Genomic DNA, 13,694 nt, shown 5'->3' with positions numbered 1-13,694 from the left:
GCGGTGAGTGCAGTGATCGATCTCGAAGCCGAATACAACAATCGCGCAAAAGTCCCGGAAAGCTCTGCGCTGATCGCCGGCTGGGCACAGGACGCCAAAGCCTATCGCGACAGCGGCGTGCAGATGCGGGCCATTCCATATGGCTCAGGCGCACGGCACACGATCGACTACTTTCCCGCTGGCGACAAAGGTCCGATTGTCGTCTTCATTCACGGTGGCTACTGGCAGGCGCTGGATGCCTCGTTCTTCAGCCATCTGGCGCGCGGGCTGAACAGCCATGGCATCAGCGTGGCGATCCCCAGCTACGATTTGTGTCCGAACGTCTCGGTCGGTAATATCATCGCGCAGATGCGTGCGGCGACCCGCGAGCTGGCGAAGCTCGGCAGGCGGCTCGTCGTGTCGGGCCATTCGGCGGGCGGTCATCTCGCGGCCTGCATGCTGGCAACGGACTGGCGCGCGCTCGATTCCGCGCTGCCGCAGGACCTGATTGTCGGTGCCTATGCGATCTCCGGGTTGTTCGATCTGGCGCCGCTGGTGCCGACGTCGATCAACAATGCATTGCATTTGAACGATGCCGGCGCCCGTGAGGTCAGTCCGTTGTTCTGGCCGGCGCCTTCGCACGGGTCTCTCGATGCGGTGGTTGGTGGCGACGAGGGTGTCGAATATTTGCGGCAGAGCCAAAGCATCGTCGACGCCTGGGGTGTCCATATTCCCGCGCGCCTCGAGGCGCTTCCCGGCGCAAATCATTTTACCGCCGTCGCACCACTGGCCGATCCGCAGTCCGCCATGGTGCTGCGGCTAAAGGCGCTGGCCACGCTTTAGGCGCGGTTGCCTAAACAAACTGCGCAAATTCGCATCCTCCGCCGAAAATTTCGGCGTGCCCCAAGACTCCGCAGTTGCGGAAAACTGTTTTAAGTCTAAAATGATATTTGGATGACGTTGCCGGGCATCTGACGTGACGGGAGCATTGCAATGGCCGCTGATACTCAGCTGACAAAGCCTTTTACGGCGCATGTTGATACGTTCGCGCGGGACAATATGCCCCCGCCGGAACAGCTACCGGAGTTTCTGTTCACCCGGCCGGAATTTCACTATCCGCCGCGCATCAATTGCGTGGTGCCATTTCTCGATCGCTGGGTCGCCGAGGGGCGCGGCGATGCGCCGTGCATGATCGGGCTGAACGAGAGCTACACCTATCGCGAGCTCTATGAGCTCGTGAACAAGATCAGCAACGTTCTGGTCAACAAGCTTGGCCTGGTTACCGGCGGTCGCGTGCTGCTGCGTTCGGCCAACAATCCGATGATGGTTGCGACCTATCTCGCCATCATCAAGGCCGGCGGCGTCTGCGTGTCGACCATGCCGCTGCTGCGCGCCAAGGAACTGTCCTATCCGCTGCAGAAGGCGAAGATCTCGCTGGCGTTATGCGACAGCAAGCTGTCGGACGAGATGGAGAAGGCCAAGGCGGTTTCGCCCGAACTCAAGCGCGTTGTCTATTGGGGCACCGGCGAAGCCGAACTCGACAAGATGATCGCCGAGGCGAGCCCGGAATTCACCGCTGTCGATACGGCTTCGGATGATATCTGCCTGATCGCCTTCACTTCGGGCACGACGGGCGACCCGAAGGGCACCATGCATTTCCACCGCGACATGCTTGCGGTGTGCGACGGCTTTGCGCGCAATGTGCTACGCGCCAGTCCGGAAGATCGCTTCATCGGTTCGGCGCCGCTGGCCTTCACGTTCGGTTTCGGTGGCGTACTGTTCCCGCTGCATATTGGCGCGTCCTTCGTGGTGCTTGAGAAGGCTGGTCCCGACGAGCTGCCTGTGGCCGTTGCCAAGCACAAGGTCACTGTGTGCTTCACCGCGCCGACCGCCTATCGGGCCATCCTCGGCAAGATCGACCAGTACGATCTCTCGACGCTCCGCAAATGCGTGTCGGCAGGCGAAACGTTGCCGAAGGGCACCTATGATGCATGGCTGAAGGCGACCGGCATCAAGCTGATGGATGGCATCGGCGGCACCGAAATGCTGCACATCTTCATCTGCGCCATTGAGGAAGAAATCCGCCCGGGCTCCACGGGTAAGCCGGTGCCCGGCTATGTCGCCAAGATTATCGACGACGAAGGCAACGAAGTGGCGCCGGGCACGCTAGGTCGCCTCGCAGTCAAAGGCCCGACGGGCTGCAAGTATCTCGCTGATCCGCGTCAGCTCAAATTCGTGCAAAACGGCTGGAATATCACCGGCGATACCTTCCTGATGGATGAGGATGGTTACTTCTGGTATCAGTCGCGCTCCGACGACATGATCGTGTCGGCGGGGTACAATATCGCTGGCCCCGACGTTGAAGCTGCGTTGCTCACCCATGAAGCCGTGGTCGATTGCGGCGTTGTCGGTTGCCCCGATGCCGACCGCGGCATGATCGTAAAGGCTTATGTCGTTCTCGCTCCCGGTCAGGCAGGGAGCGACGCGCTGGCAACCGAGTTGCAGAACCACGTGAAGCGCGAGATCGCGCCTTACAAATATCCGCGCGCCATCGAGTTTGTGACGCAACTGCCCAAGACCGAGACCGGCAAGCTGAAGCGCTTTGCGCTTCGCCAGCAGGCTGCGGCGGGCGCGTCACCGACCGTTGCCGCATAAGTTTGAAGACGTTTCTTTCAGGGAGGATTGCCCGGTGAATGCACCAAAAGGCCCGACATTGACCGTGGTGCCAAACGCAAAGGGCGATGTTGCAGCATCCGTTTCGCGCGCATTGCAGCCGAGTGGCTGGCCGAAGCCCAAGGGCTATGCCAACGGCATGACGGCCGATGGCCGCATCGTCGTGACCGGCGGCGTGATCGGTTGGGATGCCGAGGAGAAGCTGAAGCCGGATTTCGTGTCGCAGGTTCGTCAGGCACTGCAGAACATTTCCGACATTCTCGCGGAAGGTGGCGCGAAGCCCGAGCATCTCGTGCGGTTGACCTGGTATGTCGTCGATATGGAAGAGTATCTCGGCAATCTGAAAGCGCTCGGTCAGGCCTATCGCGAGATCTTTGGACCGCATTATCCTGCGATGGCGCTGGTGCAGGTCGTGCGTCTGGTTGAACTCGCCGCGCGCGTCGAGATCGAGGCGACTGCGGTGGTGCCGCGCTAAGCGGCGCTACTTCGCCTCGATAAACTCTGTCGGGCTCTTGCCCGTCACTTGCCGGAACGCGTGCGAAAACGCCGAGAAGCTGGCATAGCCGAGATCGGCAGCGAGCTGCTTCACCGAGGCGTTGCGGTTCATCGACAGGCGTTCGATCGCCTCCGCGATCCGCGCGCGTTGACACCAGCTCTTGAAGCTCAATTGCGTCTCTGCCGAAAAAAGCCGCGATAGTGTACGTGCCGACGTGCCGACAGCGCGCGCCAAAGTTTCGATCTCGTAAGCCTGCGTCGGATCGGCCAGCACCATCTCCGCGGCGCGTCGGCAGCGCGGCTCTTGCGGCAGCGGCATGAAGGTCGTGGGATCGCCTGCCTGATGCAGTTCGAGCATGGCAATCTCGATCAACAACCGATTCCGTGCGACGTCATCGCGCCCATCGAACAGCGCCAGGATCGACTCGTGCAACAGGCGCGACACGCGAACCACGAACTCCGCTGCGAGATCGCCATTGCGTCGATCCCGCGCCAGCCAGTCGACGTTGAAATACAGCGAGCGCATCTCGATGTCGGCCAGAACGTCGATGGCGTGGGGCAGGTGGGCCGGTACCCAGACCGCGCGATCCGGGGGCACCAGCCAACGGCCCTTCGGAGTCGTGACCTGCATAGTGCCCGCAGCGGCGAATACGAGTTGCGCCTCGCGATGGGCATGGGTGTCCAGCCGGATGCCCTTGCGGTAGCGCGTCGCCAGGATGTGGACACCGTCGGTCGCCGAGCGCCGGCGCTCCGATAAGTCCAGGATTGGCGGTTCTGCGACATTCATTGGCAACATCCCGTTAGAGCAAGCTCATATAACGGCATTCCAAGGTTGCCAAGGAATCGATTCATGAACGTCCCCAGCCGGGTCATCACCCTCGTTAATGTCGCCCATTTCATCGACCACTACGCGATGCTGATCTTTGCGGCAGCGGTGCTCGTGATGGGTCCGGCCATGAATATGACCTATACCGAGCTGCTGCCCTATGCGACGCCGGGCTTCATGGCGTTTGGGGCCGGCTCGTTGGCGACCGGCTGGCTCGGGGACCGCTGGAGCCGTCGCCACATGATGGTGATCTTCTTCTATGGCATCGGTCTGTCGATGATGGCTGTCGGCCTGGTGCAGACGCCTTTGCAGCTTGGTGCGGCGCTGTTCTCGGTTGGCCTGTTCGCGTCGATCTATCATCCGGTCGGCACGGCGATGATCGTCTCCTATGCCGACAAGCTCGGCAGCGCGATGGGCATTAACGGCGTGTTCGGCAATTTCGGCGTGGCATCTTCCGCACTGATCACCGGCGTACTCGGTCAGTTCCTCGGCTGGCGCTGGGCCTTCATCATTCCCGGCCTGGTCACCGTCGCGGCCGGCGTTGTCTTCATGCGCGAGGTCGCGCATGAAGATCGCTCGGGATTCAAACAGGCCGCGGCGCAAGCGCGCGTCGCGAAGTCCGACATGTGGCGTGTGATCCTTGCACTGTTGGTCACGGTGGTCGCGATCTCCACCGTCTTCAACGCCATCACCGTCGCGCTGCCAAAACTGTTTGCCGAGCGTCTGTCCGACATGACGGACAGCCCGGCATTGCTCGGCATTATTGCCGCCTGCGTCTACGTCTTCGGCGCGGCAACCCAGTACAACATCGGCAAGCTGATCGATAAGCACTCGCTGAAGGCGGTGAGCGTTCCGTTGTCGCTGGTGCTCGCGCCGTTCCTGTATTTCGCAGCGTCGCAATCGAACATCTCACTGATTGTCGTCGCGATCGGCATTATCATTGGTCTGTTCGGGCAGATCACCGTCAACGAGGCGATCGTCGGCAAGTATACAAGCGAGGAGTGGCGGTCGCGCGCCTACGCCGTGCGTTATTTCGTTGGCTTTACCGCAGCGGGAGCCTCGGTCGGGCTTGTCGCGTGGTTGTACGAGCAGGGTGGCTTCATCATGATGTTGCACGCCTTTGCCGCCTTGTCGGCGCTGGTGATCGTCGCTGCATTGATTTTGCCGCGGGAGTTGCCGCCGGCAAAAGCGCCTCTGGCATAAAATCTCTCGCTTGACACTGGCGAGCAGCGCGAGACCGGTCTAGTTAGGCGGTGAATACCATTCGCCTCCTGAACGGCGGCTGGCGAAAGTGGCATTTCGCGCACATCAGCATCGTGGTCGCAGATTTCCGAATGGTCTCGGGAATTGTCCGATGTCTGCGGTGTTGTATGATGGGTGCTGCTTTCTCACCGTGATGACCGAGACGCGAGCCGCCGGAAACCGTGTTGCTGGATCCATCCGTGAATTTTGAAACGCTCGTCGACGAGATTTATGAAGCGGGAGTTTTGCCGGAGCGTTGGCCGCAGGTGTTCGATCGCCTGGCGGCGATGGCAGATGCCGAAGGTGCGATGATTTTCGCATCCGCGCCTGGCATTCCGCGGTGGACGTCATCTGAGAGAATTCGCGAGCGGATCGATCGTTGGACCAAGAGTCCCTATGCGACCAAGAATCCACGAAGCGCCAGACTAATCGCGGAAAACGAGCCGTGGTTTCTGACGGACCTGGACCGTTTCACGATGGAAGAACTCGACAATGAGAGCTTCTATCGGGACATTCTCCGGCCGGCGGGTCTCGGCTGGTGTGCCGGTACCTCGGTACGGTTTCCCTCCGGTGATACGCTCGTGATTTCGGTAGAGAAGGCTTACGCCAAGGGGCCGGTTGAACGCGCTGTGGCGGATCAACTGGATGGCCTCCGGCCTCATCTGGCCCGTGCGGCGGTGTTGTCCGGTCGTCTGGGCTTCGAACGCGCCCGTACGGCGGTTGCAACACTTCAGATGATTGGTCTTCCCGCGAGTGCTGTCAGTCACGAGGGGCGCGTTATCGCGGCCAATCCTGGGTTCATTTCCAGCACGACGATTGTCGGCATTGGCGCGCAGGATCAGGTGCAGTTCGCCTCGCAGGTCGCTCAGACCATGTTTATCGAGGCGCTGAGCAAGCCCTTATCTCTGTCGAAAACGGGCCGTTCAATTCCAATTTCTGGGACTGAGCACAGCCCACCCTTGATCGCGCATGTGCTGCCGCTCCGTTTGGCTGGTCTCGATGTTTTTGCGGGCGCTATGTCGATCCTGCTCCTGACGCCGATCACCCACCAGCAGCGCAGCCCGGGTCCGGAGCTTCTGCAGGCTTTGTTCGATTTGACGCCGGCTGAAGCGCGGATCACCAGCCTTTTGATCGATGGCAACTCAGTCACCGCCATCTCGAAAATGCAGAGCGTCAGCCTGAATACCGTGCGGACCCAGCTGAAATCCGTCTTCTTGAAAACTGGCGTCGAGCGGCAGGTGGACCTGGTTCGGCTTCTGGGCCAGCCGCGAGTTCAATTGATCCCGGACCGGGACGCCTGAAAAATCCACGAAAAAGGCCGGCACGATGGCCGGCCTTGATGCGTAAGTATGTCCGGTGAAAAATCGTGCAGTCGTCAATACACGGTCCGCCGAAGCGGTAATAAGAAACCGCTGCTATGCTGCTGAAGCAGCGGCGAAACAATTCCCGGTATCGACGTAGGTTATTCTTGCGACATCCGCGTCACCAATTTGGGTGAAGCGCCCGACTATTTGTATACAACGCAGGGTTTCACGAATTCACGTGAACAAAATCCCGCAGCAGCGGGTAGATCTCGTTGTTCCAACGGCGTCCACTGAATACACCATAATGGCCGACACCGGCCTGCATGTGATGGACTTTGCGATAGGCTCGCACGCCGGTGCAGAGATCCTGGGCTGCTAGAGTCTGGCCGATCGAGCAGATATCATCCTTCTCGCCCTCGACCGTCATCAGCCCCATGCGCTTGATCGATGCGCAGTTCACGGTCCGGCCCTTGTAGGTCAGCTTGCCTTGCGGCAACAGATGCTCCTGGAACACGTCGCGGATGGTGTCGATATAGAACTCTCCTGGCAGATCCATCACGGCGAAATATTCATCATAGAACGTCTTGATGACTTCCGCCTTCTCGGTCTCGCCCTTGGCGAGATGATTGGCGAGATCGACATGTGACTTGATGTGCCGCTCGAGATTCATCGAGACGAATGCAGTCAACTGAATGAAGCCGGGATAGACCTGCCGGAACGCGCCTTTGCACTGGAACGGCACGTAGTTGATCATGTTCTCTTCGAACCACTTCAACGGCTTGCTCTTGGCGAACTCGTTGACCTTGGTCGGCTGTATGCGCGTATCGATCGGGCCCGCCATCAGCGTCAGGCTTGCCGGGCGCGCGGGGTGATTGTCTTCCGACATGATAGCTGCAGCGGCGAGCGCCGATACAGAAGGCTGGCAGATCGCGACCATGTGCGAACGCGGGCCGAGCTCATTCATGAATGTGATCAGGTGCTCGGTGTATTCGTCGAGGCCGAACTTGCCCTGATCCAGCGGTATGTCGCGCGGGTTGTGCCAGTCTGTGATATAGACGTCATGATCCTGCAGCAGGGTCTTCACTGTGCCGCGCAGCAGTGTCGCGAAGTGGCCGGACATCGGCGCCACCAGCAGCATGCGCGGCTGCTCCGGTGCATTCTCTTTCTTGAAGTGTAGCAGCGATCCGAATGGCGTCTTGAAGGTGACTTCTTCCGTCACCTCATGCTCGCTGTTGCCGACCATCACCTTGCCGATATCGAATTCGGGTCGATGATAGGTGAGGGCGGAGCGCGAGATCAGCTCAAGTGCTGCCGCGAGGCGACCGAACAGTTTCTCGGACGTGCCGGCCGGGACGAGATTGAGGTACTTCAATGCGGCAGACGCACCGGTGCGCCAAGGTGCTGTCAGATCCATGTGATTCTGGTAGGCCTGATACATCATTGACATCATCCGGAGCTATCCCTGCTTTGTTGCTATGCAATATTGAAGCCAGAGAAGAGTCAATTCGTCTGGAAAACTGGCACGTGGTTTGCTGAATAAAATTAAAGCAGCACAAGCAATGGGCAGCCGGGAACCGGTTACCCCGAGGGCTGACGGGCTGCCTGGGTTCGGGCGTAAGGGGATAGGTCATGGCCAACGCAACACTCACCATCAGCAGCAAGAACTACTCGTCGTGGTCATTGCGAGGGTGGCTGCTGACAAAATTCTCAGGCCTTGAGTTCGACGAAGTTGTTACTGCGCCGGATGATGCCTCCGCCAAGGCCGAGATCCTGTTGCTGTCCTCATCGATCCTGGTGCCCTGCCTGCGCCACGAAGGGGCGGTGGTCTGGGATACGCTGGCAATCGCCGAATATCTCAACGAGATCATGCCGGAAGCCAAGCTACTGCCGGCGGACCGCATCCTGCGGGCGCATTGCCGCTCGATTTCGGGCGAAATCCATTCCGGCTTCACGACATTGCGAGCGTCGCTGCCGGTCAACATCAAGGGGCATTTTCCGAACTTCAAGGTCTGGTCGCGGGCACAAGCCGATATCGACCGGATCTGCACGATCTGGCGCGAGTGTCTGTCGAAGTCCGGCGGCCCTTTCCTGTTCGGCACCCGCAGCATGGCGGACGCCATGTATGCGCCGGTGGTGACGCGCTTCGCGACCTATGACGTCAAGCTCGATCCGCAGCTATCAGCCTATGCCAGCATGGTGATGAACCTGCCCGAAATGCAGGAATGGATTGCCGCGGCCAGGCAGGAGCCTACCGATATCGAAGAGCTCGAGGTTGAGTACTGATTGATAGTTCGGCAACGCCATGCCGGCTTATGGATCGGGCAGGGCGTGCTCAACTTGTATCCAGAATTTGTAGCGCTCGCCCGGGGATTTGCGCGGTTTGGCCGCCAGATGACCTGCTAACGAGCGCGATTGGTATCAAAACGCCTTTGACGCCAGCTGGCGCGATTTTCGCATAGCAGCAATTTCTCGCGAGCCGCATTGCGTTGGCTGCCGATCGATTGCACGCCAATCACAGTTCGGTCCCCGGGTGTTTTTAAACATGTTGGAGGATCCCATGAATGTCCATGCTGCGATCGACCTCAAATTGCCTAACCTGACGCACCCGAACGGCGACCCTCTCCGCCTGAATCATGGGGATTTCGTAGCGATCGATCGGCACAAGGACACGACATACGAGGCAACCTATCGCCCGCAGGCACTTTATAGCCGCGCCAATGAAGGCTTTCACGCCAACAACGAAACCTTCCTCCTTCATGAGGTCGCGACCAATCTGCCGATCTATCGCGAAGACACCGGCCCTACCGACTTCCATTTGCATCTTCCACCAGGCGGCTTCCAGCTCGTGCTGGTTACATCGGGCATGTTCACCTTCGACTACGACGGCCGCTACTACAATGTAGGCCCCGGGGCGGTGATGCTGCAAAGCGCGATCGTGCATCGCCAGCTGTTCTACACCTGGTCGGGATTGTCTACCGAGGAGAACCTGAAGACCCCGCAGACGGTGGTGCCCGATCCCCTCTCCATGGGCTACTCCGGCAAGTTTCTCGAAGCCTTCGTAACCGATCCGACGACCTTCCCGAACCCAACGATCGTGGGTCCGGATCAGATCGACGAAGCCGAGACACCACGTGTGGCCTGGACCCATGCGCTGCATGATCGCCCCGACAACGCGGGCTTCTGGCTTCAGGATCCGCTGGCGCTGGACGCGCTCTTCAAGCTGCTGGCTGATGACACCATCAAGTCGGCGGCGCCCGTCTATGTGCGCGATATTGGCATTGAGGCTCCGAGCGGTCATCTTGTCACTGGTCACATCATCGCAACCGATCCGCATGGCAAGTCCCTCTTGCCGAAGAGTTCCGCGGCGGCCGTGGATGCCGCCTCTTTCGCGAAAGGTGAGGTTGTCATCTATCGCGTCATTCGCGGCACGGCCGAATTTGTGGATAGTGCTGGGAAGACGTTCGAACTTGCGGCCGGTGATGTGGTGACGGCGGGCAAGAATTCGACCAGTCTCATCGGGATGGGCGAAAATACGCAAGTCCTCCGGCTTGGCCTGCTGAAAGGCATGGAGCAGCTTCGAAGCTGGACGCCGACCCAGCGCGATGAAATCGACGGCCTGGCGGCCAAGATCATTACACAGAAGGACATCCGTCCCCTGCGGACCGAGGGCAAGCCTGTCGGCTATCTGTACGCGTAAGCGCCCGTCGGCGTAGTGCACCGCCGCCCCTAAAGCAGGTACACGGCGCTCACGCTGTACGTGGCAGCCGCCATCCGACTACGCGTGCCTCGACCATGCTGCCTGTCTCGGCATTGCGCCATTCGCCATCGATGAACTGGCAAGGGAAGGGCAGCTGATAAGTGCCGCTGTGGTCCTCGCACAACACTTGCACCACCTGATCAGGCTCAGGATCACCCTGGCCATCGAATTCGGCCAGCCGTCGTTCACGCGTCGCCATGAGGTGCTCCGGTCCAAGGAACGGGCGGACATCTTCTTCGTTCCCATCACACCTGGTTGACAGCCGGGCGCCAGCACCGCTTGGTCTTGGCGGCATGACGGACATGATGGGGAAAACGATGCGCGGCCGAACAATCCTTGCGATGACATTGCTGACCATTTTGGGCGCCGCCAAGGCGCAGGCGCAGGATGTGCCGGGAATCGAGATCTGCACGGTCGAAAAGACCATGGAGCGTCGCACCAGCTGCCTGCAAAGCAATGTCAATTTTCTGCAGCAGACATTGGGCAAGCTGCGGCTTGATCAGCAACAGCGGCTGGATGCGGCCAACCGTCAGGTCGAGGCGCTGAAGGCTACCGTCGTTGCCCTGCAGAAGACGGTGGAGGAGCTGCAGGCGGCGCAGAAGAAGCCGGCGCCGGCTGCGAAGGAAGCTCCGACTGCCGCGAAAGACGCGCCGGCGGCCAAGGATGCACCAGCGCCTGCCAAGGATGCGGCGAAGTAGGGCGCTCGTCCTACTCGCTGCTCAGCACGGGTCCGAACAGTTCCCAGCGTTCGCCCTTGAAACGCATCATCTGCAACTGCTGCAGCGGGCTGTAGTCGGTTGGACTGGTCTTGACGCGCGTGCCGGGCAGGAAGATGCCGACCTCATAATCGAGGCTCGTGGCCTGCTTCATCACATTCTCCCGCGTGAGCGTATCGCCGCATCGCTCCAGGATATGCGCCAGCGTGCGCGCGATGCCGAAGCCGTACAGCGTGTAGATGTCGTTCTTGTCGCCGTCGGGATAATACTTGTCCATGAAGGCAAGCCATTCCTTGATGGTCGGATCGTCCTTCCACTGCGGATCGGTGGGGTCCTTCATATAGGCTGCGCTGATCACGCCCTGCGCATTGTCGAAGCCTGCGGGCTTGATCACCGAGCCGACCGATTGCGACACGTTGACCAGCATCTGCACCGGCTTCCAGTTCAGCTCGGCCACCTTCTTGATCGCCTGCGCGGCGAACTTGGGCGAGGCGATGTTCAGGAACACATCGGGATTGGCGGTCCTGATCTGGACGATCTGCGAATCTACTGTCGGTGAGCTGGTCTCGAAGCTCGCCTGTACCGTGATCATCTTGTCGGCCTTGTCGCCGAGTCCTTCGCGTACGCCGCTGAAATAGTCCTTCCCCATGTCGTCGTTCTGGAACAGCACGCCGATCCTCGCATCGGGATGGTTCTTCAGGATCCATGCGGCCCAGATGCGCCCCTCATTGTGGTAGCTGGGCGACCAGCCCATGGTCCACGGGAAGTGCTTTGGGTCGGCCCATTTCGAGGCGCCTGACGACACGAACAGATGCGGCACCTTCTTGATGTTCATGTATTTCTGGATCGCGGAATTCGTCGCGGTGCCCAAGGGATTAAACAGCAGCAGCACTTCGTCGCTCTCGACCAGCTTGCGCGCCTGTTCCACCGTCTTCGGCGGCGAGTAGGCATCGTCATAGCTGATGAAAGTGATCTTGCGGCCGTTGATGCCGCCCTGATCGTTCAGCATCCTGAAATACGCCGCTTCGGATTTTCCGATCGAGGCATAGGACGATGCCGGTCCGCTATAGGGCATGATGTTGCCGACCTTGATCTCGGTGTCGCTGGCGCCTGGATCATATTTCTTTTGTGCGTGAGATGGCGTGGCCAGCACGCCGAGCATGAGCGCGGCAAAAGCGAGAGTCATTCCCCGGGGCAGTATCTTGAGCATCGTTTCCTCTGACGTCTTGTATGTCCGCGGTGCGGTCCATCTGGGTGGACCATCGATCGCCGCGGCTTGCGTCGAGTATGCACGATTGAGGAGAGGGGGCCAGCAACGAGAGCGCGTGGCTCAGTACGCGTGCGTCCCCTCTGGCTCGAGAGAGGGGACGCCGCAGCGTATCGCTTACGAGTTCTTCTCGCCGGACATCAGCGGTCCGAACAGCTCCCAGCTTTCGCCCTTGAACTTCTGCATCTGAAGCTGTTCGAGCGGGCTGAAATCGGTCGGGCTGGTCTTGATCTTGGTGCCCGGCAGGTAAATGCCGATTTCCATGTTCAGGCTCGCCGCCTGCTTCATGATGTTTTCGCGTGTGAGATCGTCGCCGCATTGCTTGAGCACCTGGACGATGCCCTGCGAGACGCCGTAGCCGAACACGGTGGCGCCGTCTTCCTTGTCGCCTTCGGGATAGTACTTGTCCATGAAGGCCGACCATTCCAGCATGCCGGGATCGTTCTTCCATGTCGGATCCTTGGGATCCTTCATATAGGCCGCGCTGAGCACGTCCTGCGAGTTGGCATAGCCCGCGGGCTTCATCACGCTGCCGACGGATGCCGAGACATTGGTGACGATGTGGACGGGCTTCCAGCCCATCTCGCCGACCTTCTTGATCGCCTGTGCAGCGAATTTTGGCGTGGCGATGTTGATGAAGACATCCGGATTGGCTGCCTTGATCTGCACGATCTGTGAATCCACCGTCGGTGACGCCGTCTCGTAAGGCACCTCGGAGACGATGTAATCTTTGACCTTGTCGCCGAAGCCTTCGTGCAGTCCGATGATGTAATCCTTGCCGAAGTCGTCATTGGCATAGAGCACGCCGACTTTCTTGCCGGGATGATTTTTCATGATGTATTGCGCGTAGATGCGCGCCTCGGCCTGGTAGCTCGGCTGCCAGCCCATGGTCCATGGGAAGTTCTTCGGATCGGCCCATTTCGCGGCGCCCGTCGAGACGAACAGCTGCGGCACCTTCTTGGTGTTCATGTATTTCTGGATCGCCGTATTTCCTGGCGTGCCGAGTGGGTTCATGATGAACAGCACTTCGTCATTCTCGACCAGCTTGCGCGCTTGCTCCACCGTCTTCGGCGGGCTGTAGCCGTCGTCATAGCTGATGAAGGTGATCTTGCGGCCATTGATGCCGCCCTTCTCGTTGATCATCTTGAAATAAGCGGCCTCGGTCTTTCCGATCGTCGCGTAGGAGGACGCCGGGCCACTATACGGCATGATGTTGCCGATCTTGATCTCGGTATCGGTGGCGCCAGTATCGTATTTTTTCTGCGCGTGGCTTGCGGTGGACGTAAGCGCTACGACAACGCCGGCGAGCAAAGTCACTCGCAGAACTTTCCAGTCATGCTGCATGGTCAAGTGTCCTCCCTGTGGTTCGATCAACCGCATCGGCCCGTCTATGCAGGCTTTTGTGATGCGGCTCGAATGCCGGGAGTATGCACCA

At 59.7% G+C, this 13,694-nt stretch carries 13 protein-coding genes; 8 read left to right on the top strand and 5 right to left on the bottom strand.

Going from position 1 to position 13,694, the window contains the following annotated elements; genetic code table 11:
• Positions 1-3 precede the first annotated feature (3 nt).
• The 3 genes from HP556_RS12770 (at position 4) to HP556_RS12760 (ending at position 3,127) form a co-directional block, all read left to right on the top strand.
• Positions 4-822: an alpha/beta fold hydrolase gene (locus HP556_RS12770; RefSeq protein ID WP_175367239.1), complete on the top strand. Its 819-nt coding sequence runs from the start codon at positions 4-6 to the stop codon at positions 820-822.
• A gap of 144 nt (positions 823-966) precedes the next feature.
• A complete protein-coding gene (locus tag HP556_RS12765) occupies positions 967-2,634 on the top strand; it encodes an AMP-binding protein (RefSeq protein ID WP_420878662.1) in 1,668 nt (555 codons plus the stop codon).
• Between the two features lie 34 nt (positions 2,635-2,668).
• Entirely contained in the window at positions 2,669-3,127 is a 459-nt protein-coding gene (locus tag HP556_RS12760) for a RidA family protein (protein ID WP_175367237.1), read from the top strand.
• Between the two features lie 6 nt (positions 3,128-3,133).
• On the opposite strand, the gene HP556_RS12755 is transcribed toward HP556_RS12760, so the two are convergent.
• Positions 3,134-3,934 (bottom strand): AraC family transcriptional regulator, encoded by an 801-nt coding sequence (locus HP556_RS12755; RefSeq protein ID WP_246297663.1) that lies wholly within the window; start codon positions 3,932-3,934, stop codon positions 3,134-3,136.
• Between the two features lie 63 nt (positions 3,935-3,997).
• On the opposite strand from HP556_RS12755, the gene HP556_RS12750 reads away from it, so the two are divergent.
• Positions 3,998-5,176, top strand: a complete 1,179-nt coding sequence (locus HP556_RS12750; RefSeq protein ID WP_175367235.1) for an MFS transporter — start codon at positions 3,998-4,000, stop codon at positions 5,174-5,176.
• A 224-nt stretch (positions 5,177-5,400) separates the two neighbouring features.
• Positions 5,401-6,516: a helix-turn-helix transcriptional regulator gene (locus HP556_RS12745; RefSeq protein WP_175367234.1), complete on the top strand. Its 1,116-nt coding sequence runs from the start codon at positions 5,401-5,403 to the stop codon at positions 6,514-6,516.
• A gap of 229 nt (positions 6,517-6,745) precedes the next feature.
• On the opposite strand, the gene HP556_RS12740 is transcribed toward HP556_RS12745, so the two are convergent.
• Positions 6,746-7,969 (bottom strand): polyhydroxyalkanoate depolymerase, encoded by a 1,224-nt coding sequence (locus HP556_RS12740; protein ID WP_175367233.1) that lies wholly within the window; start codon positions 7,967-7,969, stop codon positions 6,746-6,748.
• A 179-nt stretch (positions 7,970-8,148) separates the two neighbouring features.
• Between HP556_RS12740 and HP556_RS12735 the strand changes: the two genes are divergently transcribed.
• Positions 8,149-8,802 carry a glutathione S-transferase family protein gene (locus HP556_RS12735; RefSeq protein WP_093760630.1) on the top strand — a complete coding sequence of 218 codons (654 nt, stop codon included), beginning with the start codon at positions 8,149-8,151 and terminating at the stop codon, positions 8,800-8,802.
• 274 nt (positions 8,803-9,076) lie between these two features.
• Positions 9,077-10,216 carry a hypothetical protein gene (locus HP556_RS12730; RefSeq protein WP_175367232.1) on the top strand — a complete coding sequence of 380 codons (1,140 nt, stop codon included), beginning with the start codon at positions 9,077-9,079 and terminating at the stop codon, positions 10,214-10,216.
• 49 nt (positions 10,217-10,265) lie between these two features.
• On the opposite strand, the gene HP556_RS12725 is transcribed toward HP556_RS12730, so the two are convergent.
• A complete protein-coding gene (locus tag HP556_RS12725; RefSeq protein WP_089267405.1) occupies positions 10,266-10,475 on the bottom strand; it encodes a hypothetical protein in 210 nt (69 codons plus the stop codon).
• 118 nt (positions 10,476-10,593) lie between these two features.
• Here HP556_RS12725 and HP556_RS12720 point away from each other — a divergent pair, with 118 nt between their 5' ends.
• The gene (locus HP556_RS12720; RefSeq protein ID WP_246297661.1) at positions 10,594-10,974 is read left to right on the top strand and encodes a hypothetical protein; all 381 of its coding nucleotides are present in this window, start codon (positions 10,594-10,596) and stop codon (positions 10,972-10,974) included.
• Positions 10,975-10,984: 10 nt separating this feature from the next.
• Here HP556_RS12720 and HP556_RS12715 read toward each other — a convergent pair whose 3' ends face one another.
• Positions 10,985-12,202: an ABC transporter substrate-binding protein gene (locus HP556_RS12715; RefSeq protein WP_175367231.1), complete on the bottom strand. Its 1,218-nt coding sequence runs from the start codon at positions 12,200-12,202 to the stop codon at positions 10,985-10,987.
• 174 nt (positions 12,203-12,376) lie between these two features.
• Entirely contained in the window at positions 12,377-13,603 is a 1,227-nt protein-coding gene (locus tag HP556_RS12710; RefSeq protein ID WP_175367300.1) for an ABC transporter substrate-binding protein, read from the bottom strand.
• Between the last annotated feature and the right edge of the window lie 91 nt (positions 13,604-13,694).

The organism is Tardiphaga robiniae, from assembly GCF_013359755.1.
Classification (GTDB): Bacteria; Pseudomonadota; Alphaproteobacteria; order Rhizobiales; family Xanthobacteraceae; genus Tardiphaga; species Tardiphaga robiniae.
This window is presented reverse-complemented; position numbering and strand designations above follow the sequence as displayed.